Annotated in this window: 21 protein-coding genes; 3 read left to right on the top strand and 18 right to left on the bottom strand. The window is 62.4% G+C overall.

What is annotated here, in order from left to right; genetic code table 11:
• Nucleotides 1–16: 16 nt before the first annotated feature.
• The 15 genes from purF to leuC form a co-directional block, all read right to left on the bottom strand.
• Nucleotides 17–1,540, bottom strand: coding sequence for an amidophosphoribosyltransferase (gene purF / locus GYK42_RS27510; RefSeq protein ID WP_166450083.1), 1,524 nt, complete (start codon nucleotides 1,538–1,540; stop codon nucleotides 17–19).
• Between the two features lie 38 nt (nucleotides 1,541–1,578).
• Complete coding sequence (locus GYK42_RS27515) at nucleotides 1,579–2,067, bottom strand: CvpA family protein (protein ID WP_046685790.1); 489 nt, start codon at nucleotides 2,065–2,067, stop codon at nucleotides 1,579–1,581.
• Between the two features lie 20 nt (nucleotides 2,068–2,087).
• On the bottom strand, nucleotides 2,088–3,077 hold the full coding sequence (locus GYK42_RS27520) for an SPOR domain-containing protein (protein WP_166450084.1): 990 nt from the start codon (nucleotides 3,075–3,077) through the stop codon (nucleotides 2,088–2,090).
• A gap of 24 nt (nucleotides 3,078–3,101) precedes the next feature.
• Nucleotides 3,102–4,400 (bottom strand): bifunctional tetrahydrofolate synthase/dihydrofolate synthase, encoded by a 1,299-nt coding sequence (folC, locus tag GYK42_RS27525; RefSeq protein WP_166450085.1) that lies wholly within the window; start codon nucleotides 4,398–4,400, stop codon nucleotides 3,102–3,104.
• 101 nt (nucleotides 4,401–4,501) lie between these two features.
• The gene (gene accD, locus GYK42_RS27530) at nucleotides 4,502–5,374 is read right to left on the bottom strand and encodes an acetyl-CoA carboxylase, carboxyltransferase subunit beta (RefSeq protein WP_010400390.1); all 873 of its coding nucleotides are present in this window, start codon (nucleotides 5,372–5,374) and stop codon (nucleotides 4,502–4,504) included.
• Between the two features lie 197 nt (nucleotides 5,375–5,571).
• Nucleotides 5,572–6,369, bottom strand: coding sequence for a tryptophan synthase subunit alpha (gene trpA / locus GYK42_RS27535; protein WP_166450086.1), 798 nt, complete (start codon nucleotides 6,367–6,369; stop codon nucleotides 5,572–5,574).
• A 91-nt stretch (nucleotides 6,370–6,460) separates the two neighbouring features.
• Nucleotides 6,461–7,711, bottom strand: a complete 1,251-nt coding sequence (gene trpB, locus GYK42_RS27540) for a tryptophan synthase subunit beta (RefSeq protein WP_138829015.1) — start codon at nucleotides 7,709–7,711, stop codon at nucleotides 6,461–6,463.
• Nucleotides 7,704–8,387, bottom strand: a complete 684-nt coding sequence (locus GYK42_RS27545) for a phosphoribosylanthranilate isomerase (RefSeq protein WP_046685794.1) — start codon at nucleotides 8,385–8,387, stop codon at nucleotides 7,704–7,706. Before GYK42_RS27545 ends, trpB begins: the two co-directional genes overlap by 8 nt.
• 22 nt (nucleotides 8,388–8,409) lie before the next feature.
• A complete protein-coding gene (gene truA / locus GYK42_RS27550; protein ID WP_185982128.1) occupies nucleotides 8,410–9,240 on the bottom strand; it encodes a tRNA pseudouridine(38-40) synthase TruA in 831 nt (276 codons plus the stop codon).
• Nucleotides 9,241–9,286: 46 nt separating this feature from the next.
• The gene (locus tag GYK42_RS27555) at nucleotides 9,287–11,746 is read right to left on the bottom strand and encodes a FimV/HubP family polar landmark protein (protein ID WP_346768172.1); all 2,460 of its coding nucleotides are present in this window, start codon (nucleotides 11,744–11,746) and stop codon (nucleotides 9,287–9,289) included.
• 244 nt (nucleotides 11,747–11,990) lie between these two features.
• Entirely contained in the window at nucleotides 11,991–13,118 is a 1,128-nt protein-coding gene (gene asd, locus GYK42_RS27560) for an aspartate-semialdehyde dehydrogenase (protein WP_082127896.1), read from the bottom strand.
• Nucleotides 13,119–13,163: 45 nt separating this feature from the next.
• Entirely contained in the window at nucleotides 13,164–14,234 is a 1,071-nt protein-coding gene (gene leuB / locus GYK42_RS27565) for a 3-isopropylmalate dehydrogenase (RefSeq protein WP_166450089.1), read from the bottom strand.
• Nucleotides 14,235–14,244: 10 nt separating this feature from the next.
• Nucleotides 14,245–14,892: a 3-isopropylmalate dehydratase small subunit gene (leuD, locus tag GYK42_RS27570; RefSeq protein WP_166450090.1), complete on the bottom strand. Its 648-nt coding sequence runs from the start codon at nucleotides 14,890–14,892 to the stop codon at nucleotides 14,245–14,247.
• Between the two features lie 51 nt (nucleotides 14,893–14,943).
• Nucleotides 14,944–15,066 carry a lipoprotein gene (locus GYK42_RS27575; RefSeq protein WP_010400408.1) on the bottom strand — a complete coding sequence of 41 codons (123 nt, stop codon included), beginning with the start codon at nucleotides 15,064–15,066 and terminating at the stop codon, nucleotides 14,944–14,946.
• A 68-nt stretch (nucleotides 15,067–15,134) separates the two neighbouring features.
• Nucleotides 15,135–16,538, bottom strand: a complete 1,404-nt coding sequence (gene leuC, locus GYK42_RS27580) for a 3-isopropylmalate dehydratase large subunit (RefSeq protein ID WP_058049066.1) — start codon at nucleotides 16,536–16,538, stop codon at nucleotides 15,135–15,137.
• Between the two features lie 328 nt (nucleotides 16,539–16,866).
• Here leuC and GYK42_RS27585 point away from each other — a divergent pair, with 328 nt between their 5' ends.
• Nucleotides 16,867–18,012, top strand: coding sequence for a S41 family peptidase (locus GYK42_RS27585; protein WP_166450091.1), 1,146 nt, complete (start codon nucleotides 16,867–16,869; stop codon nucleotides 18,010–18,012).
• A 69-nt stretch (nucleotides 18,013–18,081) separates the two neighbouring features.
• Here the strand turns inward: GYK42_RS27585 and GYK42_RS27590 are convergent, their stop codons facing one another.
• Together GYK42_RS27590 and GYK42_RS27595 are read right to left on the bottom strand one after the other, a co-directional pair.
• Nucleotides 18,082–19,980, bottom strand: a complete 1,899-nt coding sequence (locus GYK42_RS27590) for a chemotaxis protein CheA (RefSeq protein WP_166450092.1) — start codon at nucleotides 19,978–19,980, stop codon at nucleotides 18,082–18,084.
• Entirely contained in the window at nucleotides 19,980–20,846 is an 867-nt protein-coding gene (locus GYK42_RS27595; RefSeq protein ID WP_058049063.1) for a protein phosphatase CheZ, read from the bottom strand. Before GYK42_RS27595 ends, GYK42_RS27590 begins: the two co-directional genes overlap by 1 nt.
• Nucleotides 20,847–21,321: 475 nt before the next feature.
• Between GYK42_RS27595 and GYK42_RS27600 the strand changes: the two genes are divergently transcribed.
• On the top strand, nucleotides 21,322–21,789 hold the full coding sequence (locus GYK42_RS27600; RefSeq protein ID WP_166450093.1) for a universal stress protein: 468 nt from the start codon (nucleotides 21,322–21,324) through the stop codon (nucleotides 21,787–21,789).
• Between the two features lie 155 nt (nucleotides 21,790–21,944).
• Complete coding sequence (locus GYK42_RS27605; protein ID WP_166450094.1) at nucleotides 21,945–22,589, top strand: response regulator; 645 nt, start codon at nucleotides 21,945–21,947, stop codon at nucleotides 22,587–22,589.
• A 34-nt stretch (nucleotides 22,590–22,623) separates the two neighbouring features.
• Here the strand turns inward: GYK42_RS27605 and GYK42_RS29140 are convergent.
• Nucleotides 22,624–22,871 (bottom strand): hypothetical protein (locus GYK42_RS29140; protein WP_205711582.1); only part of this gene is annotated, 248 nt, incomplete at its 5' end.

Consider the following 22,871-nt stretch of genomic DNA (forward strand, 5'->3'; position numbering starts at 1 on the left):
ATAGCCGGGCCCTGCATCAACCCTCGGTGGTAGCGAGGTTCAGGTTCAGCTGGGAACGCGGCGTATCTTCGGGCGCTGCCGCCTTCGGATGGTGGCGCGCATATTCCAGGCGGTCCAGGTATTCCTGCGACACGTCGCCCGTCACATACACGCCATCGAAGCACGACGCTTCGAAATTGGTCAGGGCCGGGTTGACGTCGGCGATCGCCTGCTTCAGCGCGCCGATATCCTGGTAAACCAGGTAGTCGGCCGTGATTTCGCGGCACACTTCTTCCGTCGTGCGGCCGTAGGCGATCAGTTCGTCGCGCGTCGGCATGTCGATACCGTACACGTTCGGGTAGATCACCGGTGGCGCGGCCGAAGCGAAGATGACCTTGGTCGCGCCCGCTTCACGCGCCATCTGCACGATTTCACGGCTGGTGGTGCCGCGCACGATGGAATCGTCGACCAGCAGCACCACTTTATCCTTGAATTCGGACGGGATCGCGTTGAGCTTCTGGCGCACGGATTTCTTGCGCGCCGCCTGGCCCGGCATGATGAAGGTGCGGCCGATGTAGCGGTTCTTGATGAAGCCTTCGCGGTACTCGATGTTCAGTGCCATGGCCAGCTGGATGGCGGCCGGACGCGAGGAATCGGGAATCGGCATGACCACGTCGATATGCACGCCTGGCAACTCGGCGCGGATCTTCTCGGCCAGGTATTCGCCCATTTTCAAGCGCGTGGCGTACACGGAGGCGCCGTCGATGACGGAGTCGGGACGGGCCAGGTAGACGAATTCGAACACGCACGGGTTCAGGCTGGCATTGTCGGCGCACTGGGCGCTGTGCAATTTCTTGTCGGCATCGATGAAGACGGCCTCGCCGGGACCGATGTCGCGCACGAAGCGGAAGCCCATGCCTTCCAGGGCCACGGATTCGGAAGCGATCAGGTATTCGGGACCCTGCTCCGTTTCATTGATGCCCAGGCACAACGGACGGATGCCGTGCGGGTCGCGGAAGGCCAGCAAGCCCACGCCGGCGATTTGCGCGACGGCGGCGTAGCCACCCTTGACGCGGCGGTTCAGCACGGTAACGGCCTTGAAGATGGCTTCCGGGTCCAGGTTCAGGCCCGTCGTCGCTTCCTGGATTTCATGCGCCAGCACGTTGAGCAGCACTTCCGAATCGGAATCGGTATTGATGTGGCGGCGGTCGTTCTTGAACATTTCCAGCTTCAACTGCTCCCAGTTGGTCAGGTTGCCATTGTGCGCCAGGGTGATGCCGAACGGCGCATTCACATAGAACGGTTGTGCTTCCTCTTCGCTCGACGAACCGGCCGTCGGGTAACGGCAATGGCCGATGCCCGTCGTGCCTTGCAGCGAACGCATGTTGCGCGTACGGAAGACGTCACGCACGAGGCCATTGGCTTTGTGCATGGAAAACATACTGCTGTGATTGGTCGCAATCCCTGCCGCGTCCTGACCGCGATGTTGCAAGAGCAACAATGCATCATAGAGCAATTGATTGACAGGTTGATGGGAAACGACGCCGACGATGCCACACATGGTGTGCTCCTAAACTGTGCTACTGATTTTAAAAAAATTCAAAATTTCACATGCTGCGCGTAAGCGGCAGGCAGATAAGGCTTGATGGCGCGCGCGCCCTGCTCCGCGAGCGGGCTGAGCTGCGCGTTTTTCCAGAATGGCTGCTGCGGTATGGACGTCATCCCACACAAGATGACGGCGGTCAGCACGATCACAAGGCCCCGCGCCACGCCGAACAGGGTGCCCAGGGTGCGGTCGGCCAGGCTCAGGCCCGTTACCTTGACGAGCGCGTCGACCGTCATGGACAGCAATCCCATCAAAATGCGCACGCCGATGAACAGCACGACGAAAGCCAGCAACAAACGGATGGCTTCGCCCGGCACGGCTTCCGGCAGGAATTTCGCCAGGGTGGCGCCATAGGCGTTGGCAATGACGAAGGCCACGATCCAGCTGACCAATGACAGTATTTCCTTGACCAGGCCACGCATCATGCTGATCAGCACGGACGTCACCAGCACGAACAGCACCAGGTAATCGAAGATCGTCACGCCGATTCAGCCTTGCAACATCACGCCGGTACCAGGCTGCCGCCCAGGCCCAGCTTTTGCAGCTTGGCGCGGGTCTTTTCAGCGTCTTCGCGGCTGCCGAACGGCCCCACGCGCACGCGGATGCGTTCGCCCGCCGGGCTGGAGACTTTCTGCGTGTACGACTTGATGCCCGCATCGCGCAGCTTGTCCTGCAATTCATCGACCTTGTCCTGCGTCGCCAGGGCCGCCACCTGCACCACGAACTTGCCGCTGCCGGCGTCGTGCGCCTTGTCCTGTGCTTTCTCTTGCGGCTTGCCTTCCAGGATCGCCAGCGCGCGCGCGGCATCGTCAGCCGATTGCGCCGGCTTGGCAGGCTTCGGCTCGGGCTTGGCTTCCGGCTTTACTTCATGCTTGGGCTCAGGCTTGGGTTCGGGCTTGGACTCGTGTTTCGGCTCGGGCTTGCTTTCGTGCTTAGGCTCCGGTTTCGGCTCCACTTTGACCGGCTTGGGCTCAGGCTTGGGCTCGGGTTTCGGTTCCACGTAGGTCGGCTTGACCGGTACGGGCTGGGCAGCCGCCAGCACGGGTGCCGGCGCAGGCGTAGGCGTAGGCTTGGCCGCAGGCGGCAGCGGCGCGTCGACGATTTCCTCGGACTGGTCCAGGCCATTTGCCGCGGCCCGGGCTGGAACGGCCGGCACGGGCGCCGGTGCAGGCGCGACGGCCTTTTCCTTCGACGGAATGTCGATGGCGATATCGTTGAACGGCGCCTTCGGCTCGGAGTCGAGCAGCATCGGCAAGCCGACAGCCACGCCCAGGGCCAGTGCAATGGCCCCGACCAGGCGGCGGCGTGCGCGCTTTTTTTCAGGCAAGACCGGGTCCGGCGCTTCCTTGCCGCCACGGCGCGATCCACCGCCACCGGAGGTGTTGGCTGCGCGCTTGCGGGTCGGCGACTGTGCTTCGCCAGGGACATAAAAGCCGCTGTCTTCGCCAGAGGATTCTTGCTTGTTTTTAAACAGTTTCGAGAACAAGCCCATGCGTGATTTTCAGTCGAGTGCGTTTCAGTGAAGTGAGGATTTTCGGGCCTTCATCACGCCTGCAACGGTGAGGAAAGAACCAAAGACCACAATTCTATCATTCTCACCGGCCCGGCTCATTGCATTTGCAAAAGCTTGTGCCGGATCATCGAAAATAGACACAGTATGTTCGCTGCTATCGGGCTTATCTTCGAGCATGATCTGCACCTTGGCGGCCAGCTCGGAAGCCGTGGCCGCGCGCGGCGAAGGCAGGCTCGTCAGGCACCAGTGGTCGACGTGTTCGCTCATCGCGGCCAATACGCCATCGATATCCTTGTCCTGCATGGAGCCGAACACGGCATAGGTGTACGGGTGATAGCCCATATTGCCCAGGTTCTGGTTCAGCGCCGACGCCGCGTGGGGATTGTGCGCCACGTCGAGGATCACGCTGGGGCGGCCAGGCAAGACCTGGAAGCGGCCCGGCAGTTCCACCGTCACCAGGCCCGTGCGCACTTCCTGCGCGCCCACGGGCAGTTTCAGCTTCAGCACTTCCAGCGCGGCCAGCACGGCCGTCGCATTGAGGATCTGGTTGGCGCCGCGCAAGCTTGGATACGCGAGCGAATTGCGGCGCTGCTCGCGCCCGCCGTAGTTCCACTGCTGCTTGTCGCCCGAATAGTTGAAATCGCGGCCCATCAGCCACAGGTCGGCGCCGATGGCCTCGGCATGATCGATCAGCGACTGCGGCGGCACGGGGTCGCTGCAGATGGCAGCCTTGCCCGGACGGAAGATGCCCGCCTTTTCAAAGCCGATCGCTTCGCGCGTGTCGCCCAGGTAATCCGTGTGGTCGATATCGACGCTGGTGACGATAGCGACATCGGCGTCGATCACGTTGACGGCGTCCAGGCGCCCGCCCAGGCCCACTTCCAGGATGGCCACGTCCAGCTTGGCCTGCGACAGCAGATGCAGAATCGCCAGGGTGGTGAATTCGAAATACGTGAGCGGCGTGTCGCCGCGCACGGCTTCGACAGCGTGGAAGCTGGCGACGATCTGTTCATCGCTGGCCATCTCGCCCAGCACGCGGGCGCGCTCGTTAAAATCGAGAAAATGCGGCTTGATGTACAGCCCCACTTTGTAGCCGGCACGCAACAGTACCGATTCCAGCATGGCGCAGGTGGAACCCTTGCCATTCGTGCCCGCCACCATGATCACGGGGCAAGTAAAAGCCAGCTGCATGCGCGCCTTGACGGCTTGCACGCGGTCCAGGCCCATGTTGATCTGGGTTTCCGAATGGCGGGTTTCCAGCATGGCGAGCCAGTCCGGCAAGGTGGTGGGGAGGTTTTGCATGGGAGACTTCTTGATGAGGAGACAGTGCGCGAGGCGCGGAGACGGTGTTGCGTGGCAACCGGGCGGGTCCGCAGGACACCGCCCGGCCTGATACTTTGGCGTTACGCCAGCACTTCCACAGCCTGGTTTTGCAACAAGGCCAGCAGGCGGGCGATTTCTTCGCGCATCTTGCGGCGGTCGACGATCATGTCGACGGCGCCCTTGGTGACGAGGAACTCGGCGCGCTGGAAGCCTTCCGGCAGTTTTTCGCGCACGGTGTTTTCAATCACGCGCGGACCGGCAAAGCCGATCAGCGCTTTCGGTTCGGCGATGACGACGTCGCCCATAAAGGCGAACGAGGCGGACACGCCTCCCATGGTCGGGTCGGTCAGCACGCTGATGAATGGCAATTTCTTTTCGGACAGCTTGGTCAGCATGGCCGTGGTCTTAGCCATCTGCATCAGGGACAGCAAGCCTTCCTGCATGCGCGCGCCACCGGTGGCGGTGATGCAAATGAACGGCACTTTCTGTTCCAGCGCGATTTGCGCGCCGCGCACGAAACGCTCGCCCACGACGGAACCCATGGAGCCGCCCATGAATTCGAATTCGAAGCACGCCACGACAACCGGCAGGCTCATGATGGCGCCGCCCATGACGACCATCGCATCCGTCTCGCCCGTCGCTTCCATGGCGGACTTCAGGCGGTCAGGGTACTTCTTGCTGTCCTTGAATTTCAAGGTATCGACAGGCAGGATTTCCTGGCCGATTTCATAGCGGCCGCCCGCGTCGAGCAGGCTGTCGAGGCGTTCACGCGCGCGAATGCGCATGTGGTGATCACATTTCGGGCACACGTGCAAATTCGATTCCAGGTCCGTACGGTACAGCACGGCTTCGCACGACGGGCACTTGACCCACAGGCCTTCCGGCATGGTCTTGCGCGCGGCGGCATCAGAACGCTGGATGCGCGGTGGCAGCAGTTTTTCCAACCAACTCATATTTTCTCCTTGGGCCCTTGTAGGGGTAGCGTCGGTGGACGCCCCCGGCAGACGGTAAACGGCGACGCCCCGCAGGACGCCACCAAAAATTTTATCTATTGCACAATAACAGGCAAATCAGTGGCCGAAGTGTAGCCGTTTATCGCCGGGCTGTCGAACTTTGCCGCCACCCGAGCTTGCGTAAACAACAAGTTTGCTCAGGCGTCCAGTGCGGCGCGGATGCCTGCCGTAAAGCTGCGCACGGCGTCGACGGCGCCGCCTTCCGGCGCATTTTCAATTTCCTGGATGATGCGGCTGCCAATCACGACGGCGTCGGCCACCTTGGCAACGGCCTTGGCCGTGGCGCCATCGCGGATGCCGAAGCCCACGCCGATGGGTAATTTTACATGCTGGCGGATGGCCGCGAGGCGCTCCGCCACCTGTTGCGTATCAATGTTGCCGGCACCCGTGACGCCTTTCAGCGACACGTAATAGCTGAAGCCGCCGCCAACCTTGGCCACTTGCGCGATGCGCTCTTCCGTCGAAGTGGGCGCCAAGAGAAAAATCAGGTCGAGGCCCGCTTCCCGCATGGCGGCCGCGAATTCCTCGCACTCTTCCGGCGGATAATCGACGACGATGGCGCCGTCGGCGCCGGCCGCCTGTGCCGCTGCAATGAAGGCGGCGCTGCCGATGCGCTCGATCGGGTTGGCATAACCCATCAACACCACGGGCGTCGTCTGGTTCGTTGCGCGGAACTGGCGCACATAGCCGAACACATCGTGGATGCCAACGTTGAATTTCAGGGCCCGCTCGCAGGCGCGCTGGATGACGGGGCCTTCGGCCATGGGGTCGGAAAACGGCACGCCCAGCTCCAGCACATCGGCGCCGCCCTCGACGAGCGCGTGCATCAGGGGAACGGTGGCGTCGGGGCCGGGGTCGCCGGCGGTGATGAAGGTGACCAGGCCGGTCTTGTTGTTGGATTTTAAGTTGGCGAAGGTGGTGGCGATACGGGACATGGATATCTCTTTTCTGAGGGAAATTGAAGGCTGGGTCAGACGGGGACGCCGAGTCCCGGCGGGTCTGACCCCGGTAGTCAACAGCTAACGATCAGCTAAAGTTGAGTCCCATGCGCTCCGCCACTGTATGCATGTCCTTGTCGCCACGGCCCGACAGGTTGGCCAGCACGATCTGGTCTTTCGGCAAGGTGGCCGCCAGCTTGGCCGCGTAGGCCAACGCGTGCGACGATTCCAGGGCCGGGATGATGCCTTCGATATGACAGCAGTCGTGAAAAGCCTGCAAGGCCTCGTCATCCGTGATCGACACGTATTGCGCGCGGCCCGAGTCTTTCAGCCACGCGTGTTCCGGTCCCACGCCCGGGTAATCGAGGCCGGCCGAGACGGAATGCGTCTCGATGATCTGGCCATTTTCATCTTGCAACAGATAGGTGCGGTTACCGTGCAGCACGCCCGGGAAACCGGCCGTCAGCGAGGCCGAGTGCTTGCCCGTGTCCAGGCCTTCGCCGGCCGCTTCCACGCCGATCAGTTTTACCTCTTTCTGGTCGATATACGGGTAAAAGATGCCCATGGCATTCGAGCCGCCGCCGATGCAGGCCAGCACGTAGTCGGGCTGGCGGCCCGTCATTTCCGGCATTTGCACCAGGCATTCCTCGCCGATCACGGACTGGAAGTCGCGCACCATCATCGGATACGGGTGCGGGCCTGCCACGGTGCCGATGATATAAAAGGTGTTTTCAATGTTGGTGACCCAGTCGCGCATGGCTTCGTTCAGCGCATCCTTGAGGGTCTTGGAACCGGACTCGACAGGCACGACGGTCGCGCCCAGCAATTTCATGCGGTACACGTTCTGCGCCTGGCGCTTGACGTCTTCGCTGCCCATGTAGACCACGCATTCGAGGCCGAAGCGGGCGCAGATGGTGGCCGTGGCCACGCCGTGCTGTCCCGCGCCCGTCTCGGCGATGATGCGCGGCTTGCCCATGCGCTTGGCCAGCAATGCCTGGCCGATCACGTTGTTGATCTTGTGCGCACCCGTGTGGTTCAAGTCTTCGCGCTTGAAATAGATTTGCGCGCCGCCGGCCAGCTCGGACCAGCGCTTGGCGTGGTAGATCGGCGACGGACGGCCGACAAAATGTTTCAGTTCGTAGCGGAATTCTTCGAGGAATTCCGGGTCGACGCTGTAGCGGGCGTAGGCGTCTTTCAGCTCGGCCAGCGCATGCGTGAGCGTTTCGGCAACGAAGGAGCCGCCGTACGGGCCGAAGTGGCCGCGCAGGTCGGGAAACGGATAATCGGTAGCGTGGAACAATGCGGCGGCTGCGCCGGGCGCGGTAGTGTGGTCATTCATGGTTGTTTCCTCTGGCAATGATGGCATCGGCATCCTGCACCGCGGCGATAAAGGCGCGGACACGGGATGCGTCCTTGATACCCTTGGACGCTTCGACACCACTGCTGATGTCGACCGCGTAAGGGCGCACGCGCACCACTGCGTCAGTCGCGTTTTGTACGCTCAAGCCACCACTTAAAACGACCCGAGGCGCGAGTTCTTCTGGAATGAGGGACCAATCAAATACCTTTCCTGCACCGCCATAGGCATCCACATAGGTGTCCAGCAAGAGGCTGGCAAACAAGGGACTGGCGGCGCGATAGCGCTGTTCGTATTCTAGCAAATCTTCAAAGCTGGTGTCGGGTTTGACGCGGAACACTTGCGTAAACGGCGTATTCACCGCTGCGGCCAGCGCGGCGCTGTGTTCGGGCGTCTCGTCGCCATGAAATTGCAGCAGCGACAAGGGCGCCACGGCTTTCGTTGCCCGCACCTCGTCCAGCGTGGCGTTGACGAACAGGCCCACCGTCGTCACGTACGGCGGCATGGCCGCGATCAGGCTGGCGGCCTGTTCAGGCGTCACGTAGCGGGGGCTTTTCGGATAAAACACGAAACCGATGGCGTCGGCGCCCGCCGCCACGACAGCCTGGATATCTTCGGCGCGGGTCAGGCCGCAGATCTTGATGCGTGTGCGTGGCATGGCTTTTCCTTGAAGTAAAACGTCAGAACCAGGGCAAGGCGCTGCTGCTGTCTTGCGGCAGTTCCCATTTCGGATCGTAATCGATCTGCGCCAGGTACAGGCCGTCCGGCATGAAGGTGGGCGCGGCCGCGTGGCGGTCCTTGCTTTCCAGCAGATGGCCGAGCCAGTCCGGCTTTTCGCGCCCCGTGCCGATGTAGACGAGCGAACCGACGAGGTTGCGCACCATGTGGTGCAGGAAGGCATTGGCCGTAATCGTAAAAATGACGCAATCGCCGCGCCGCTCGATGCGGATGTCATGCATGAGCTTGACGGGCGACTTGGCCTGGCACTGCGCAGCGCGGAAGGCCGTGAAATCGTGCCATCCCAGCAGCGGCTGCACGGCCTGGCGCATCAGTTCCACGTCCAGCGGACGGAAAAAGAAACCGGCGCGTCCCTCCACCAGCGGCGAACGGGTCGCGTTGTTGTATAACACATAATGATAGGTGCGCGCGCGGGCGCTGAAGCGGGCGTGGAAGAAGTCATTGACCGTCGGGTCGCCTTCCAGTTCCCTGGCCCAGCGCACGGCGATGGATTTCGGCAGGAAGGCGTTGACGCCGCGCACCCATGAGTGCACGTCGCGGTTCAGTTCCGTATCGAAATGCACGACTTGCTCGAGCGCATGCACACCCGTATCCGTGCGGCCGGCGCAGGTGGTGGCCAAGCGCACGCGGGCAAACTGTTCCAGCGCGTTTTCCAGCTGGTCCTGCACCGTTTGCCCGTCTTCCTGTTTCTGGTATCCGTGCCAGGCCGTGCCGTCGTACTGCAGGCCGAGGACGATACGCTTCAATGGCGTTGCTGTCGTAATATTTTGCATCGAAGCATTATACCGGCGCGGCAGCCTGCCGCACCGGCGGGCACTGCTAGCTCAACAGCGCGCGCATGGTATTGGCTTTCGCAACCTGCTCTTCGCTGCCGCCCTTGATGACCTCATCGATCAGTTCGCGCGCGCCTTCCTTGTCGCCAATTTCCTGGTACGCGATCGCCAAGTCCAGCTTGGTATCCATTTCCATGTGGATGGCCGACAGCGGATCGTCCACGCCCGCGCTGGCCGTCTTGCCATCGTTGAGGTCCAGGTCGATGCCGGACAGGTCGAACTCCTGTGCCGGCGGTATGGCTTCCGGCAAGGTGGCTGGCGTTTGCGCATCGTCGAACAGGCTGTCGAGGGAAGGCTCGGCCGCAGTCACCGGCGCGCTAGCTGGCGCCACGGGCTCGTCGAGGTCGAAATGGGCCAGGTCGATATCCTTCAACGGATCAGGCAACGGCGTCAAGCCGGCGCCCACGCCATTGACGGGGCCGGCTGGCGGCTCCAGGTCCAGGCCGAAATCCATGCTTGCGTCATACTGCGCATCCTGCGCGGCGGAGACGGGCTTGCTGTCCGGTCCCGGCATGACGATCGGGTCGGTGGTAGAAACAGGCTCGAAATCGAGGCTGTCGAGGTCAAAGTCAAGTGGCTCGCGCGCATCGCGGGCCGTCACGGAAGACACGGGCTCGGCCGGCGCCAGGTCGGCCAGCGGCGCGGCTGGCTCGTCAGGCAAATCCATGCTCTGGCCATGCACGTCGTTGCCGGCAGCCTTGCTCAGGCTGACGACGGCGTCGTCTTCCGTATCGCCATACAGGGGATTGGTGGGGTCGAGCGCCAGACCCAGCGCGGCCGCTTGCGGCCACTCCTCGCCCTGGCCCCGCGTCAGGCTGTACAGCTCGCTGGCCTGGTCTTCAAACGCGCGCACGTCGTTGCGGGCCGAATAGATTTCCAGCAGCTTCAGGCGAGCCGCATGGCGTTCCGGGTGGATACGCAAGGCTTCCTTGAGGATATCTTCCGCCTGGCCATCGCGGCCGTAGGCGATATACACGTCCGCTTCGGCGACCGGGTCCGTTTCATTCGCATCGAGCATGCTGGCGCCCGCTGCCGCGGCCACGCCGGCAGCGGCGGCGCCCGTGCCGAACAGGTGATTGCTCGCTTCGGACTGCTGGTCTTCCGGCGCCAGGCCGGACGGCGGCGCGACGGGCGGCTCCGGCTCGAACACGGGCGGTACGTCTTCACGCGCAGGCGGCGCATCCTTGCGGCGGCGCGCGATCACCAGCGCAGCCACGGCGGCCAGCAGCGCAGCGATGCCGATGCCGATGGCGCCCAGGTGGTCGTTAATCTTGTCGGTGATGGTCGGTTCCAGCGGCGATGGTTTTTTCACCAGCGGCACCGGTTTCGCTTTTGGAACGGGCGGCTGCGCTTCGGCTGGCACGCTGGCAACAACCGGTGCGCTGGCGGCTGCTTCGGCCGGCTTGGCGGGCGCCGGTGCGCTCTTGTCTGCCATGGCCTTGCTCTTGACCGCCATCAATTTTTCCAGGTCGCTGACGTTCTTTTCCAGCTCCTTGACGCGGGCAGCCGCTTCATCGACCTGCTTCGCCTTGGCGATCTTGTCTTCCTCGCTGGCCACAGCGCTCTTGCCGGCCGACTTGGCCGCCGGTTCCGCCTTCGACAGTTTCAGCTTGTCTTGCGATTCGCTCACGGCCGTCGGCTTTTCCTGCACCTTGGTCGCGCCGACCTTGCCGGCCGTGCTTTGCGTCGCTTCGGCCGCCTTGGCCGGCTTGCTTTGCGACACCTGGCCCGCCAGCTTGTTGCGGTAGGCTTCGAAATCGATGGCGTGCGCCGTCACGATGCCCTTCGCTTCAGCCGCACCGGTGGCGCGCACGGCGTCCGCGCCCGGCACGGCCAGGATGCGCCCGGCCTGCATGCGGTTCATGTTCTCGCCCTTGAAGGCGTCGGGATTGGCGCGGTACAGGGCCACGAGCATCATGTCGAGCGATACGCCAGAAGGCTTCAGTTCGCTGGCGATACGGCTCAGGGTATCGCCCGTCCTGACCTTGTACTCCCCGGCCGGCTTCTTCGCCCCGGCTGGGGCAGCTTCGGACGCCGCCTTGCCTTTGCCCGGCTCGGCCGGCGCCGTCACTTGCGCGCCGCGCGTCTGGCGCGCTTCCGGCGTATCGAGCACGAACGCATATTCGCGCACCTGGCGTCCGCTCTTGCTGCTCAGCTCCAGCAACAGATCGACCATCGGCTCGGCCACCGGCTGCGCCGAGCTGATGCGGATGAAAGGCTTGCCATTGCGGTTTTCCACGGCAAACGTCAGCGCGTTCAACGCGGGATTGAATTCCACGTTGGCCTGACGGTAGGCGTCCGGCGGCGCCAGCTTGGCCAGCAGGCTGGCGGCTTCGCCTGGCTTGATGGCCGACAATTCGACCTCGGCGCGCAGCGGCTGGCCGGCGGCGGACAGCACCGTAATCTTGCCCAGCTCGGCTGCGGATGCCGCCGGTGACAATAACACCGCACAGGCGACAGCGCTGCTGAGTGTTTTAATGGCAAGGGAGGCGACCCGGGGACGAGTGTGTACAGGCATAGTTGGCGGCATCTTAGTTGACATGGGAAAACTGTTACTTTTCCAGAGGTATCAACATATCATCATGCCCAGAGCTATGCAAGCTCCGCATGGTTGAGCCTTGACGGGCTTGGGGCGAAAAAAAAGCCGGGGAAACAGCCCCGGCTTGATCTTGATCAGCAATTTGTGGCGATTACGCGTCGAGCAAAATACGCAGCATGCGGCGCAGCGGCTCGGCCGCGCCCCACAGCAACTGGTCGCCCACGGTGAAGGCGGACAGGTATTCGCCGCCCATGCTCATCTTGCGCACGCGGCCGACGGGAATCGTCAGGCTGCCGGTCACGGCCGCCGGCGACAGGTCGCGCACGGACGCTTCGCGCGTGTTCGGCACGAATTTCACCCATTCGTTGTTGCTGGCAATGATGTCGTTGATTTCATCGAGCGGCACGTCTTTTTTCAGCTTGATGGTCAAGGCTTGCGAATGGCAGCGCATGGCACCGATGCGCACGCACAGGCCGTCGACAGGAATTTCCTTGGTACCGAAGTCGATGCCGCGGCCGAGGATCTTGTTCGTTTCCGCGCCCGCCTTCCACTCTTCCTTCGACTGGCCGTTGCCCAGGTCCTTGTCGATCCACGGGATCAGGTTACCGGCCAGCGGCGCGCCGAATTGCTTGATTTCATCCGGGGAATAGCCGTGCTGGGTGGCCAGCACCTGGCGGTCGATTTCCAGGATGGCGGAGGCAGGATTGTCCAGCAGCGCCTTGACGGAACCGTTGATGGTGCCAAATTGCGTCAGCAGTTCGCGCATATGCTGCGCGCCGCCGCCCGATGCCGCCTGGTAGGTCATCGACGTCATCCAGTCGATCAAATCGTGCTGGAACAGGCCGCCCAGGCCCATCATCATGCAGGACACGGTGCAATTGCCGCCGATGTAGTTTTTGACGCCCTTGCCCAGCGCATCCTTGATGACGTGCAGGTTGACGGGGTCGAGCACGATGACGGCGTCTTTTTCCATGCGCAAGGTCGAGGCCGCATCGATCCAGTAGCCATTCCAGCCGCTGGCGCGCAGCTGCGGGAAGACAGCGCTCGTGTAGTCGCCGCCCTGGCAGGAAATAATGATGTCGCACTTGGACAGTTCGGCGATGTTGTTGGCATCCTTGAGGATGGTTTCATTCTTCGCCATGGCCGGCGCCGAGCCGCCCGTGTTCGAAGTGGTGAAAAACACCGGTTCGATGTGGGCGAAATCGCCCTCTTCCTGCATGCGTTGCATCAGGACCGAACCGACCATACCGCGCCAACCTACCAAGCCAACTAATTTCATTACCATTCCTCAAGATGAGACGGCGACTGCCGTCATTAGACTATTTTATCCCAGTGCTTTTACAACTGCATCACCCATGGCCTCGGTACCGACCAAAATCATGCCCGCTTCGTGAATGTCGGCCGTGCGCAAGCCCTGCGCCAGCACTTGCTTGACGGCGCCTTCGATGCGGTTTGCCTGCTCTTCGCGATTCAGCGAATAGCGCAGCATCATGGCGGCCGACAAGATCGTCGCCAGCGGATTGGCGATGCCCTTGCCCGCGATATCGGGCGCCGAACCGTGCGATGGCTCGTACAAGCCCTTGTTGTTGGCGTCCAGCGAGGCTGACGGCAGCATGCCGATCGAGCCCGTCAGCATGGCGGCCGCGTCCGACAAGATGTCGCCGAACATGTTGCCGGTCACCATGACGTCGAATTTCTTCGGCGCCCGCACCAGTTGCATGGCCGCGTTATCGACGTACATGTGGTCGAGCGCCACGTCCGGGTATTCCTTGTGCACGTCGGTGACGATGTCTTTCCAGAACTGGAAGGTTTCCAGCACATTCGCCTTGTCCACGCTGGTCAGGCGCTTGTCGCGCTTTTGCGCAGCCTGGAAAGCCACATGGGCGATGCGGCGGATTTCGCCTTCCGCATAGCGCATGGTGTCGAAGCCTTCGCGCTGGCCCTTGAACGGACCGTCCGGGCACTCGCGCACGCCGCGGGGCTGGCCGAAATAAATGTCGCCCGTCAATTCGCGGATGATCAAAATGTCCAGGCCGGACACCACTTCCGGCTTCAGGGTCGAGGCGCCCGCCAGTTCCGGGTACAAAATGGCCGGACGCAGGTTGGCGAACAGGCCCAGGTTCTTGCGCAAGCCCAGAATCGCCTGTTCCGGGCGGAACTGGCGCTCCAGGTTGTCATACTTGTAGTCGCCCACGGCGCCGAACAGCACGGCATCGGCCGCTTTCGCCAGCGCCAGGGTGGCTTCCGGCAAAGGGTGGCCATGGGCCGCGTAGCCGGCGCCGCCCACGGGCGCCGTTTCCAGCTCGAACGATTCGCCCAGCACATTCAAGACCTTGACGGCTTGCGCGACGATTTCAGGACCGATCCCGTCGCCGGGTAAGATTGCAATTTTCATGGAGTGATCTTTAGATAACGTTGGCCAGCCACGGTTGGCTATACAGGTGGCGTTCTTCGAAGGCGCGGATGTCGTCGGCGTGGCGCAGGGTCAGGCCGATATCGTCGAGGCCATTCATCAGGCAGTATTTGCGGAAGGCATCGATCTCGAACGGGTAGGAAACGGAACCATTGCTGGTGCGCACGCACTGCTGTTCCAGGTCCACCACCAGCTTGTAGCCGGGGAACGCCTTGACTTCATTGAACAAGTGCTCGACCTGGCTTTCCGACAGCACGATGGGCAGCAAGCCGTTCTTGTAGCAGTTGTTGAAGAAGATGTCGGCAAACGATGGCGCGATGATGGCGCGAAAGCCATATTGATCCAGTGCCCACGGCGCGTGTTCGCGCGAGGAACCGCAGCCGAAGTTCTTGCGTGTCAGCAAGATCGAAGCGCCCTGATAGCGCGGTTCGTTGAGCACAAACTCCGGGTTCAGCGGGCGGCGGCTGTTGTCCTGGCCCGGTTCGCCATGGTCGAGGTAGCGCCATTCGTCGAACAGGTTGGGGCCGAAACCGCTGCGGTGGATCGATTTCAGGAATTGCTTCGGGATAATCGCGTCGGTGTCGACGTTGGCGCGGTCCAGCGGGGCCACCAGGCCTTCGTAAATCGTAAATTTATCCATGCTGTTTCTACTCGGTAAGACGCGCGGCGCTGGGCGCCCGCACGTCACGGTTTATTTTCCGCCGGCGCCAGTGACAACCTGGCCGACTTTCTGCACGTCGCGGCCGATGCCGGAGACAGTGTTGCAGCCAGACAGGATGACGGTGGCGATGAGGAGGGCGAAGAGTTTTTTCATGATGAGTTCTCGATAAGAAAGATGGGACTGAGGCCGCTAGTGTACGCCAGCGGCGCCAGTCCCTGCCGTCATCGCAATCCCCGCACGTCGACAAAGTGGCCGGCAATGCCCGCCGCCGCCGCCATCGCAGGCGACACCAGGTGGGTACGGCCGCCCTGCCCTTGCCGGCCTTCGAAGTTGCGGTTCGAGGTCGAAGCGCAGCGTTCGCCCGGCTCCAGGCGGTCCGCATTCATGGCCAGGCACATGGAACAGCCCGGCTCGCGCCACTCGAAGCCGGCATCCTTGAAGATGCGGTCGAGGCCTTCGCGTTCCGCCTGGTCCTTGACGAGACCGGAACCTGGCACCACCAGCGCCAGGGTCACGTTCGATGCCCGGTACTTGCCGCGCACCACGGCGGCCGCCGCGCGCAAATCCTCGATGCGCGAATTGGTGCAGGAACCGATGAAGACCTTGTCGATGCGCACGTCGGTGATCGGCGTATTCGGTTTCAGGGCCATGTAGACGAGGGCCTTTTCGATGGCGTCGCGCTTGACGCTGTCTTTCTCGTTGTCCGGGTCCGGCACGCGGCCATCGATGCCGATGACCATTTCCGGCGACGTGCCCCACGTCACTTGCGGCTCGATCTCTTGCGCGTTGAGCGTGACGACCAGGTCGAAACGCGCGCCCGGGTCCGAATGCAGGGTGCGCCAGTAGGCCACGGCACGTTCCCAGTGCGGACCGGCCGGTGAAAACGGACGGCCCTTGACGTAATTGATGGTGGTGTCGTCGACGCCGATGATGCCGGCGCGCGCGCCCGCCTCGATGGCCATGTTGCACACCGTCATGCGCCCTTCCATCGACAGCGCGCGGATGGCCGAGCCGCCAAATTCGATACAGTAGCCCGTGCCGCCGGCCGTGCCGATCTTGCCGATGATGGCCAGCACGATATCTTTTGCCGTCACGCCGGCCGGCAGCGCGCCGTCGACTTGCACCAGCATGGATTTGGATTTCTTTTGCAGCAAGGTCTGCGTGGCCAGCACGTGCTCCACTTCGGACGTGCCGATGCCGTGCGCCAGCGCGCCGAAGGCGCCATGCGTGGACGTGTGCGAATCGCCGCAGACGACCGTCATGCCGGGCAGGGTCGCGCCCTGCTCGGGGCCGATCACGTGCACGATGCCCTGGCGCTTGTCGTTCATGTTGAAGTAGGTCAAGCCGTAGTGCTTGGCGTTCTTGTCCAGGGTTTCCACCTGCAGGCGCGAGACCGGATCGGCAATGCCGTCCACGCGGCTGGTGGTGGGCACGTTATGGTCGGCCACGGCCAGGTTGGCGGAAATGCGCCACGGCTGGCGGCCCGCCACGCTGAGGCCGTCGAAGGCTTGCGGGCTGGTGACTTCGTGCAGCAGGTGCCGGTCGATGTACAGAATTGTCGTGCCATCATCTTCGGCCCGAACAACGTGGGATTCCCAAAGTTTGTCGTAAAGCGTCTTCATCATGATTTATGCAGCGTTGCCACAGCCTGTAGTAAGTGATCAAGTGATACCAGGTCATACGGTGATCCACAAGGATTATGCCATATATTGCGGGACACAGAACCGAAACAGGCAAAAGCGTGGGATTGGCGATACAAAGTTTGGCCACATTGTTGGATATGAGCTGGAAATTGCCGATATCGGCTTGCCAGCGGCATCACAAGCCCATCCGTGCACAGCTTGCCGAAGGACTGACGGCGGCGGCAGAAATGCATGTTTTTTCCTCAATCTTTCGTGTATTGTGTTTCGACAATAATGACCGGCGCACACGCGCCACCACCTGGGGACTTCGATGAAACTGAACTTGTTGGCGCTGGCCGCCCTGACCCTGGCCGCGCTGCCCTTGGCCGGCGCCCATGCGGTGACAGCCACGCCAGGAGAAACCTGCGCGCAGGACTTGCGCGCGATTGCGCCCTTCCTGCTGGAAAACGACACGGGCGCGCGCCAGCACCTGGAACAAAAGGGACAGGCGTATTTCGACCTGGCGCTGGCCACGGCTGCCACGTCGGCGGCCGGCGCAGTCGATGGCCAGGCCTGCGATGCGATTCTGGAAAACTATGCGCGTACGTGGCGCAAGGGCCACCTGCACGTAAAACCGGGCAGCGCGCTCGATATCGCCAAACCGGCGCCGGCGCGCCCCGCCGCGTCAGGACCGGCAGCACCCTCGAAGGCGCCGGCGCTGCAGATATTGTCGGACTCGACCGTGCTCCTGACCTTGCCCAGCTTTCACGGCAGTTACCGCGCCGCCATGGCCAGCCTGCTCGACACGCACCGCGCGGCGCTGTCGGCGCGCCCCAACTGGATCCTCGACGTGCGCCGCAACGGTGGCGGCAGCGACAGCACGTATGCGCCCCTGCTGTCCTGGATCAGTTCGGATGAAATAGTCACGATGGGCGCCGAATGGCTGTCCACTCCAGCCAATATCGACGGCCAGGAAAAAGTCTGCGCATTGCTGGCGCCCGGCGACCAGGCCTGCGCGGCCTTTGCAAGCCAGGCCGTGGCGCAGATGCGCAGCGTCAAGCCGGGCCAGTACGTGCCGCAGCAAAGCGGCGGCACCATCAGCTATACGCGTGTGGACACGCCGGAGCCGCGCCGACCGGCGCGCGTGGCCGTACTGGTCGACCGCGACTGCGCCAGTTCCTGCGAAGAATTCCTGCTGGCGGCGCGGCAAAGTTTTCACGTCAAGCTGATCGGCCGCAACAGCTATGGCGCGCTCGACTATTCGAACATGCGCCTGCACATCCTGCCGTCGGGCCAGCGCCACCTGCAATACGCCACCTCGCGCTCGGCCCGCCTGCCGCAGATGCAGGTGGATCTCGGCGGCATCATGCCCGACATCTATTTGCCGCCACCGAAGGACGAGGCGGGCCGCGCTGAAGAAGTGCTGCGCGTGCAGCGCTGGCTGGAAGGCGGTACGTTACGCCCGGACAATATTTGACACCGCTGGCGCCATAAAAAAAGCCCGCAATATCTCGCGGGCTTTCCAATGACTAAAGCGATCCTTACGTCACGCTGCTAATCGTACACTGCCTCTACACCCGTCCATCAGGAACGACAGACCCACGACCAGCACCAGCTCGCCTTCGGCCGAGCGGGCCGTGCCCGTGATGCCTTCCACGGTGATGGCCGTCATCGGCTTGATCACGAGGTCGGCCGTGCCATCGACGGCTTCCACGGCGAGAATGTACGGCTGTGGCGCAGCGACCACGATGCCGACGCGCTCGCTGCACGATTCGTAGCCCAGGGCGCCGGCCAGCGAACGCACGGGCAATGGACGGCCCTGGTCTTTCAGCACGGGCGCGCCGCCCACTTCCATGAAGGTTTCCGGCAATTCGACGACGCGCTGCACCACCGCCATCGGCAGCGCCAGCGCTGCGCCCGAGGTCGACACGAGCATGGTCGGCACGATCGACAGTTCGATCGGCAGGCGGATGGCGAACTTGGTGCCCTTGCCCAGCATGGATTCGATGTGGATGGCGCCGCGGTTTTTCTCCACGGCCGTCTTCACCACGTCCATGCCCACGCCGCGCCCGGAAACGCTGGAGGCGACTTCCTTGGTCGAGAAGCCCGGCAGGAACACCAGCTGGAAGCATTCGTCGTTGCTCAGTTGCGCGTTTTCGCTGATCAAGCCCTTTTGCTGGGCCTTGCTGCGCAGGAAGACGGGGTCCATGCCCTTGCCGTCATCCTGCAGCACGATCATGACGCTGTTGGCTTCCTGCCATGCCTTGAGTGAAATATACGATTTGGCGGGCTTGCCGGCGGCCAGGCGCGCTTCCGGCGATTCGACGCCATGGTCGAGCGAGTTGCGCAGCATATGCACGAGCGGATCGTACAGGCTGTCCACGACGACGCGGTCGACTTCCGTCTCGGCGCCTTCGATGGTCAGTTCGACATCCTTGCCCAGGTCTTTCGCCAGTTCGCGCACCAGGCGCGGGAATTTCTGGAACAGGCGGCCGACGGGCTGCATGCGCGTAGCCAGGGTGGCCCGCTGCAATTCCGTCGAGTAACGCGAAGCGCGTTCCAGGGTTTCCGCCAAGGTCGCCATCAAGGTGGCGGCCTGGCCTTCGAATTTGAATTGCAGCAAGCGCTCGAGCAGCACGGCAGCCTGGTTGGCGGCCTGCACGGATTCACCGGCCACTTCCAGCAGCGCGTCGAGCTTGACGGCGTCGACGCGGATGCTGTCTTCCTTGACAGGCGCGGCATGGCGCACTTCCGGACGCTCTTCGCGTCGTTCGGCGCCATCCCAGGCCTTGGCGGCCGGTTTGGCGGCGGCAGCGGCAGGTGCAGCAGGTGCGGCGGCCACGGCGGCAGGCGCAGCGGCAACGGCGGACACCGGTGCGGCAGCAACACGGCTACCGGCCGGCACGACGGCGTTGTACATGGCTTCCCAGTCCAGGCCATCGGCGCTGGCGGTGGACACGGCGGCAGCGGCGGGCGCTGCCACAACAACTTCGGCGACCTGGGCAACGGGCGCGGCCACTTCCGCCACCACGGCGGAGGCAGGCGCAGGCGCGTCCATGCCCTTGCCTTCGATGGCGTTCGTCAGGATGTGTTCCAGCTCTTCGGGCATGGCCGGCAAGCTTTCCGGTGCGGCGCCATTCGCCAGTTCCGTCAGCTGGTCAGCCACGAAACCGGATGCTTGCAGCGCCGCCTCGATGGCGATCGGGGTGACGGGCGCGGCGCCCGTGCGCAAGGCGTCGAACAGGTTTTCCGTCAGATGGCAGGCCGCCACCAGCGCGGGCAAGCCCATGAAACCGGCGCCGCCCTTGATGGTGTGGAAGGAACGAAACACGGCATTCAGTGTTTCCTTGTTGTCAGGATCGCGCTCGAGGCGCAACAAGTGCTCTTCAACATTAACCGCAAGATCCATCGCCTCAACGACGAAATCCTTGAGCATATCGTCCATTAGAATCCCAAATCCGCAAGAAGGTCGTCGACATTATCCTGGTCCAGCGCCACCGACGGCACGGACGGGCCCTGCATCAGCGGCACCGGCTTTTGCGCCAGTTTCTCGCGCACTTCGGCCGGCGCGTTGTCGCGCAGCAGCTGGGCCAGTTCGTTTTCCACCGTCTTGGTGATGTTGACCACTTTTTTGATCAGCTGGCCCGTGATGTCCTGGAAGTCCTGCGCCATCATGATTTCCAGCAAGCGCGCTTTTTCCGCTTCCGTTGCTTCGGCAACGGCTTGCGCGAACTGGCGCGAGTCGCCGGCCAGGGCCTTGAATTCTTCCAGGCTCAGCTTGCCATCGAACAGGGCCGTCCAACGGCTGTCCATGTCCTTGGCCTTCTTCGACAGCACATCTTGCGCCGGCATGCCTTCGTCAAGCGTGTTCAAAACCTTGTTCGCGGCCTGTTCGGTCAGGGTGGCGACATATTCCAGGCGGTCCTGGGCGTCGACGATCTGCGACGACGCTTCCGTCAACGCCTTGTCGTAGCCAAGTTCGCGCAGCGAATCGTGCAGCAGGCGCACGATGCCGCCCAGGCGCTCGAACATCGGCTTGTCGGACTGGTCGACGGGATCGGCCGCCTCGCCAGACGCGTCCGCGCTGGCTGCGGGGGCCGCTTCCGGCTCGGTTGGCGCGGCGGCCACCGGCGCCGCAGCAGCGGCAGGCACGGCGGCGCTGGCCGACACGGAGTCGAACAGCGCGTCGAAATCGTCATCCGCGATCACGGCGGGAGCGGGCGCGGCGGCAGGTGCGGGCTGAGCCGCGGCCGCACTTTGCGCAGATACTTCATCGAATAATGCGTCGAAATCATCAGCGGCGTTGGTCATATCCCTGCTTCTCCATAATTTGTCAAAATTCCGCCTGAACTGTGCGTTTTACAGACTGATACCCACAATTTCTCGATTAAGATGATTTGAGGCAATACCGCTGCGATGGTGCGAGTGTAGCAGGGCGCCGCCCTGTTGGTAAATCTCAAAACGCGCTTCCTGGTGCAAAGCTGGCCCACAAGAGCTTTTCCACCAGGAAATAAGTGTTCCTGCTGTTGTATTTTGAAATACTACCATTGGCGTGCGTGCAAGACCACGCGCCGTACAAGAAATCCTGCTTCCGGGCGCCTGCGCAACAGTGCGGTATGGACTCGTCGGACGTCATTGCAGCTAAACACGATCTTTCTGCCAATGTTGTCTATACTGAAGGTGCAGTTGTATTGATAATTATCAAGTCTTTACATGAATACAATGCTGCCGCCGCGTCTACAATAAGAGGCGTTGCGCGCGCTCAGTCACCGCCAAAGGACCTGCCATGTATAAGAAAATTCTGATCGCCACGGACGGCTCCACCGTCTCCAACCTGACAGCCTGTGCCGGCGTTGCCTTTGCCGAACAGATGCACGCCGACATCCTTGCCGTGTACGTGGCGCCCGAATACCAGTACCCGGTGTACATCGAGATCATTCCGCCAAGCTATCCCAGCGAGGAAGAATACCGCATCGCCATGCGCAAGGCGGGCGCCGACCACTGGCAGCCCATCCTCGACGCGGCCGCCAAGCGGGGCCTGGAAGCAACGGGCCTGACGGCGTTTTCCGACAGCCCGGCCCTGAAAATCGTGGAAGTAGCGCAATTGCAGCATTGCGATCTGGTTTTCATGGGCTCGCATGGCCGCAGCGGCTGGGGGCAATTGTTGCTGGGCAGCGTGACCAATAAAGTGCTGTCGCACTCGAAATTGCCCGTGCTCGTGCATAGGCTGATCAAGGAACCCCTGGCGGAATAAGGGGTCACATGGCCACAGGGGCCGCTGTGGCCGGCACATTAAGAAAAAGGCAAATTCTCGGCCGCTTCAGTTAAAATGACAACGTTTCTCGCTTCTCAACATTTGATTGTCCGGTGACGGACATAGCAGATTTCACGCCTCCAGATTGCCCGCCTATGATACGTATTGTGATTGCCGACGACCACACCATCATGCGAGAAGGATTGAAGCGCATCCTTGACGGCGCGCCGGACATCGATATCGTGGGTGAAGCCATCGACGGCTTTGAAGTCATCAACCACGTGCGCCAGGGCGGCTTCGACCTGTTGCTGCTCGACCTGTCGATGCCGGGCCGCAGCGGCGTCGACCTGATCCGGCAAATCCGCAGCGAGGCGCCCAAGCTGGCCATCCTGATCCTCACCATGCACGAGGAAGAACAATATGCGGTGCGCGCGATCCGCGCCGGCGCGCAAGGCTATCTGACCAAGGAAAGCGCGGGCACCCAGCTCGTGGGCGCCATCCACAAGGTGGCGTCGGGACGTCCCTACATCAGCGCCGAGGTGGCGGAGCAGCTCGTGCTCAACATCATGATGCCGAATGAAAGCTTGCTGCACAAACAGTTGTCGGACCGCGAATTCGAAGTCTTTTCCCTGCTGGTGGCGGGCAAGTCGATCACGGAAATCGCCAACAACCTGCACCTGAGCGTCAAGACGGTGAGTACGCACAAGACGCGCATCATGCAAAAAATGGGCATGAGTTCGCTGTCGGAAATGGTCCAGTATGCCGTAGCGCACCGCCTGCTATCCCCCTTCAAGACCTGAGCCTGTCCACGCGCGCCAGCGAGTAGGAACAATCCTACATCACCCCACCACAGCTCCTACTGCCATATTCAGCCACTGCTGATATTAATTGTATACGGTTGTTGGCATACTGAAACCAGTAATCAAGTTGCTGGGAAGTTATTTCATCACACAGCAAGTCGTCAGCGAATTGAGCTTTACCTGCCTGGACGCGCGCCGCCTCTTCCCTGCCCGCCGTCCTGCGCACCCTGTTATTCAACTCTGAACTACCTGTCACCAGGAGATGAACATGCTGTCCACGCA

The organism is Janthinobacterium lividum (assembly GCF_011601275.1).
In the GTDB taxonomy this organism is placed as follows: Bacteria; Pseudomonadota; Gammaproteobacteria; order Burkholderiales; family Burkholderiaceae_D; genus Janthinobacterium; species Janthinobacterium lividum_E.

Bases quoted from the DNA above. Each gene is read 5' to 3' on its own strand.
- purF (WP_166450083.1), bottom strand. From the start codon at position 1,540: ATGTGTGGCATCGTCGGCGTCGTTTCCCATCAACCTGTCAATCAATTG.
- GYK42_RS27520 (WP_166450084.1), bottom strand. From the start codon at position 3,077: ATGGGCTTGTTCTCGAAACTGTTTAAAAACAAGCAAGAATCCTCTGGC.
- folC (WP_166450085.1), bottom strand. From the start codon at position 4,400: ATGCAAAACCTCCCCACCACCTTGCCGGACTGGCTCGCCATGCTGGAA.
- accD (WP_010400390.1), bottom strand. From the start codon at position 5,374: ATGAGTTGGTTGGAAAAACTGCTGCCACCGCGCATCCAGCGTTCTGAT.
- trpA (WP_166450086.1), bottom strand. From the start codon at position 6,369: ATGTCCCGTATCGCCACCACCTTCGCCAACTTAAAATCCAACAACAAG.
- trpB (WP_138829015.1), bottom strand. From the start codon at position 7,711: ATGAATGACCACACTACCGCGCCCGGCGCAGCCGCCGCATTGTTCCAC.
- GYK42_RS27545 (WP_046685794.1), bottom strand. From the start codon at position 8,387: ATGCCACGCACACGCATCAAGATCTGCGGCCTGACCCGCGCCGAAGAT.
- truA (WP_185982128.1), bottom strand. From the start codon at position 9,240: ATGCAAAATATTACGACAGCAACGCCATTGAAGCGTATCGTCCTCGGC.
- asd (WP_082127896.1), bottom strand. From the start codon at position 13,118: ATGAAATTAGTTGGCTTGGTAGGTTGGCGCGGTATGGTCGGTTCGGTC.
- leuB (WP_166450089.1), bottom strand. From the start codon at position 14,234: ATGAAAATTGCAATCTTACCCGGCGACGGGATCGGTCCTGAAATCGTC.
- leuD (WP_166450090.1), bottom strand. From the start codon at position 14,892: ATGGATAAATTTACGATTTACGAAGGCCTGGTGGCCCCGCTGGACCGC.
- GYK42_RS27575 (WP_010400408.1), bottom strand. From the start codon at position 15,066: ATGAAAAAACTCTTCGCCCTCCTCATCGCCACCGTCATCCTGTCTGGC.
- leuC (WP_058049066.1), bottom strand. From the start codon at position 16,538: ATGATGAAGACGCTTTACGACAAACTTTGGGAATCCCACGTTGTTCGG.
- GYK42_RS27585 (WP_166450091.1), top strand. From the start codon at position 16,867: ATGAAACTGAACTTGTTGGCGCTGGCCGCCCTGACCCTGGCCGCGCTG.
- GYK42_RS27590 (WP_166450092.1), bottom strand. From the start codon at position 19,980: ATGGACGATATGCTCAAGGATTTCGTCGTTGAGGCGATGGATCTTGCG.
- GYK42_RS27595 (WP_058049063.1), bottom strand. From the start codon at position 20,846: ATGACCAACGCCGCTGATGATTTCGACGCATTATTCGATGAAGTATCT.
- GYK42_RS27600 (WP_166450093.1), top strand. From the start codon at position 21,322: ATGTATAAGAAAATTCTGATCGCCACGGACGGCTCCACCGTCTCCAAC.
- GYK42_RS27605 (WP_166450094.1), top strand. From the start codon at position 21,945: ATGATACGTATTGTGATTGCCGACGACCACACCATCATGCGAGAAGGA.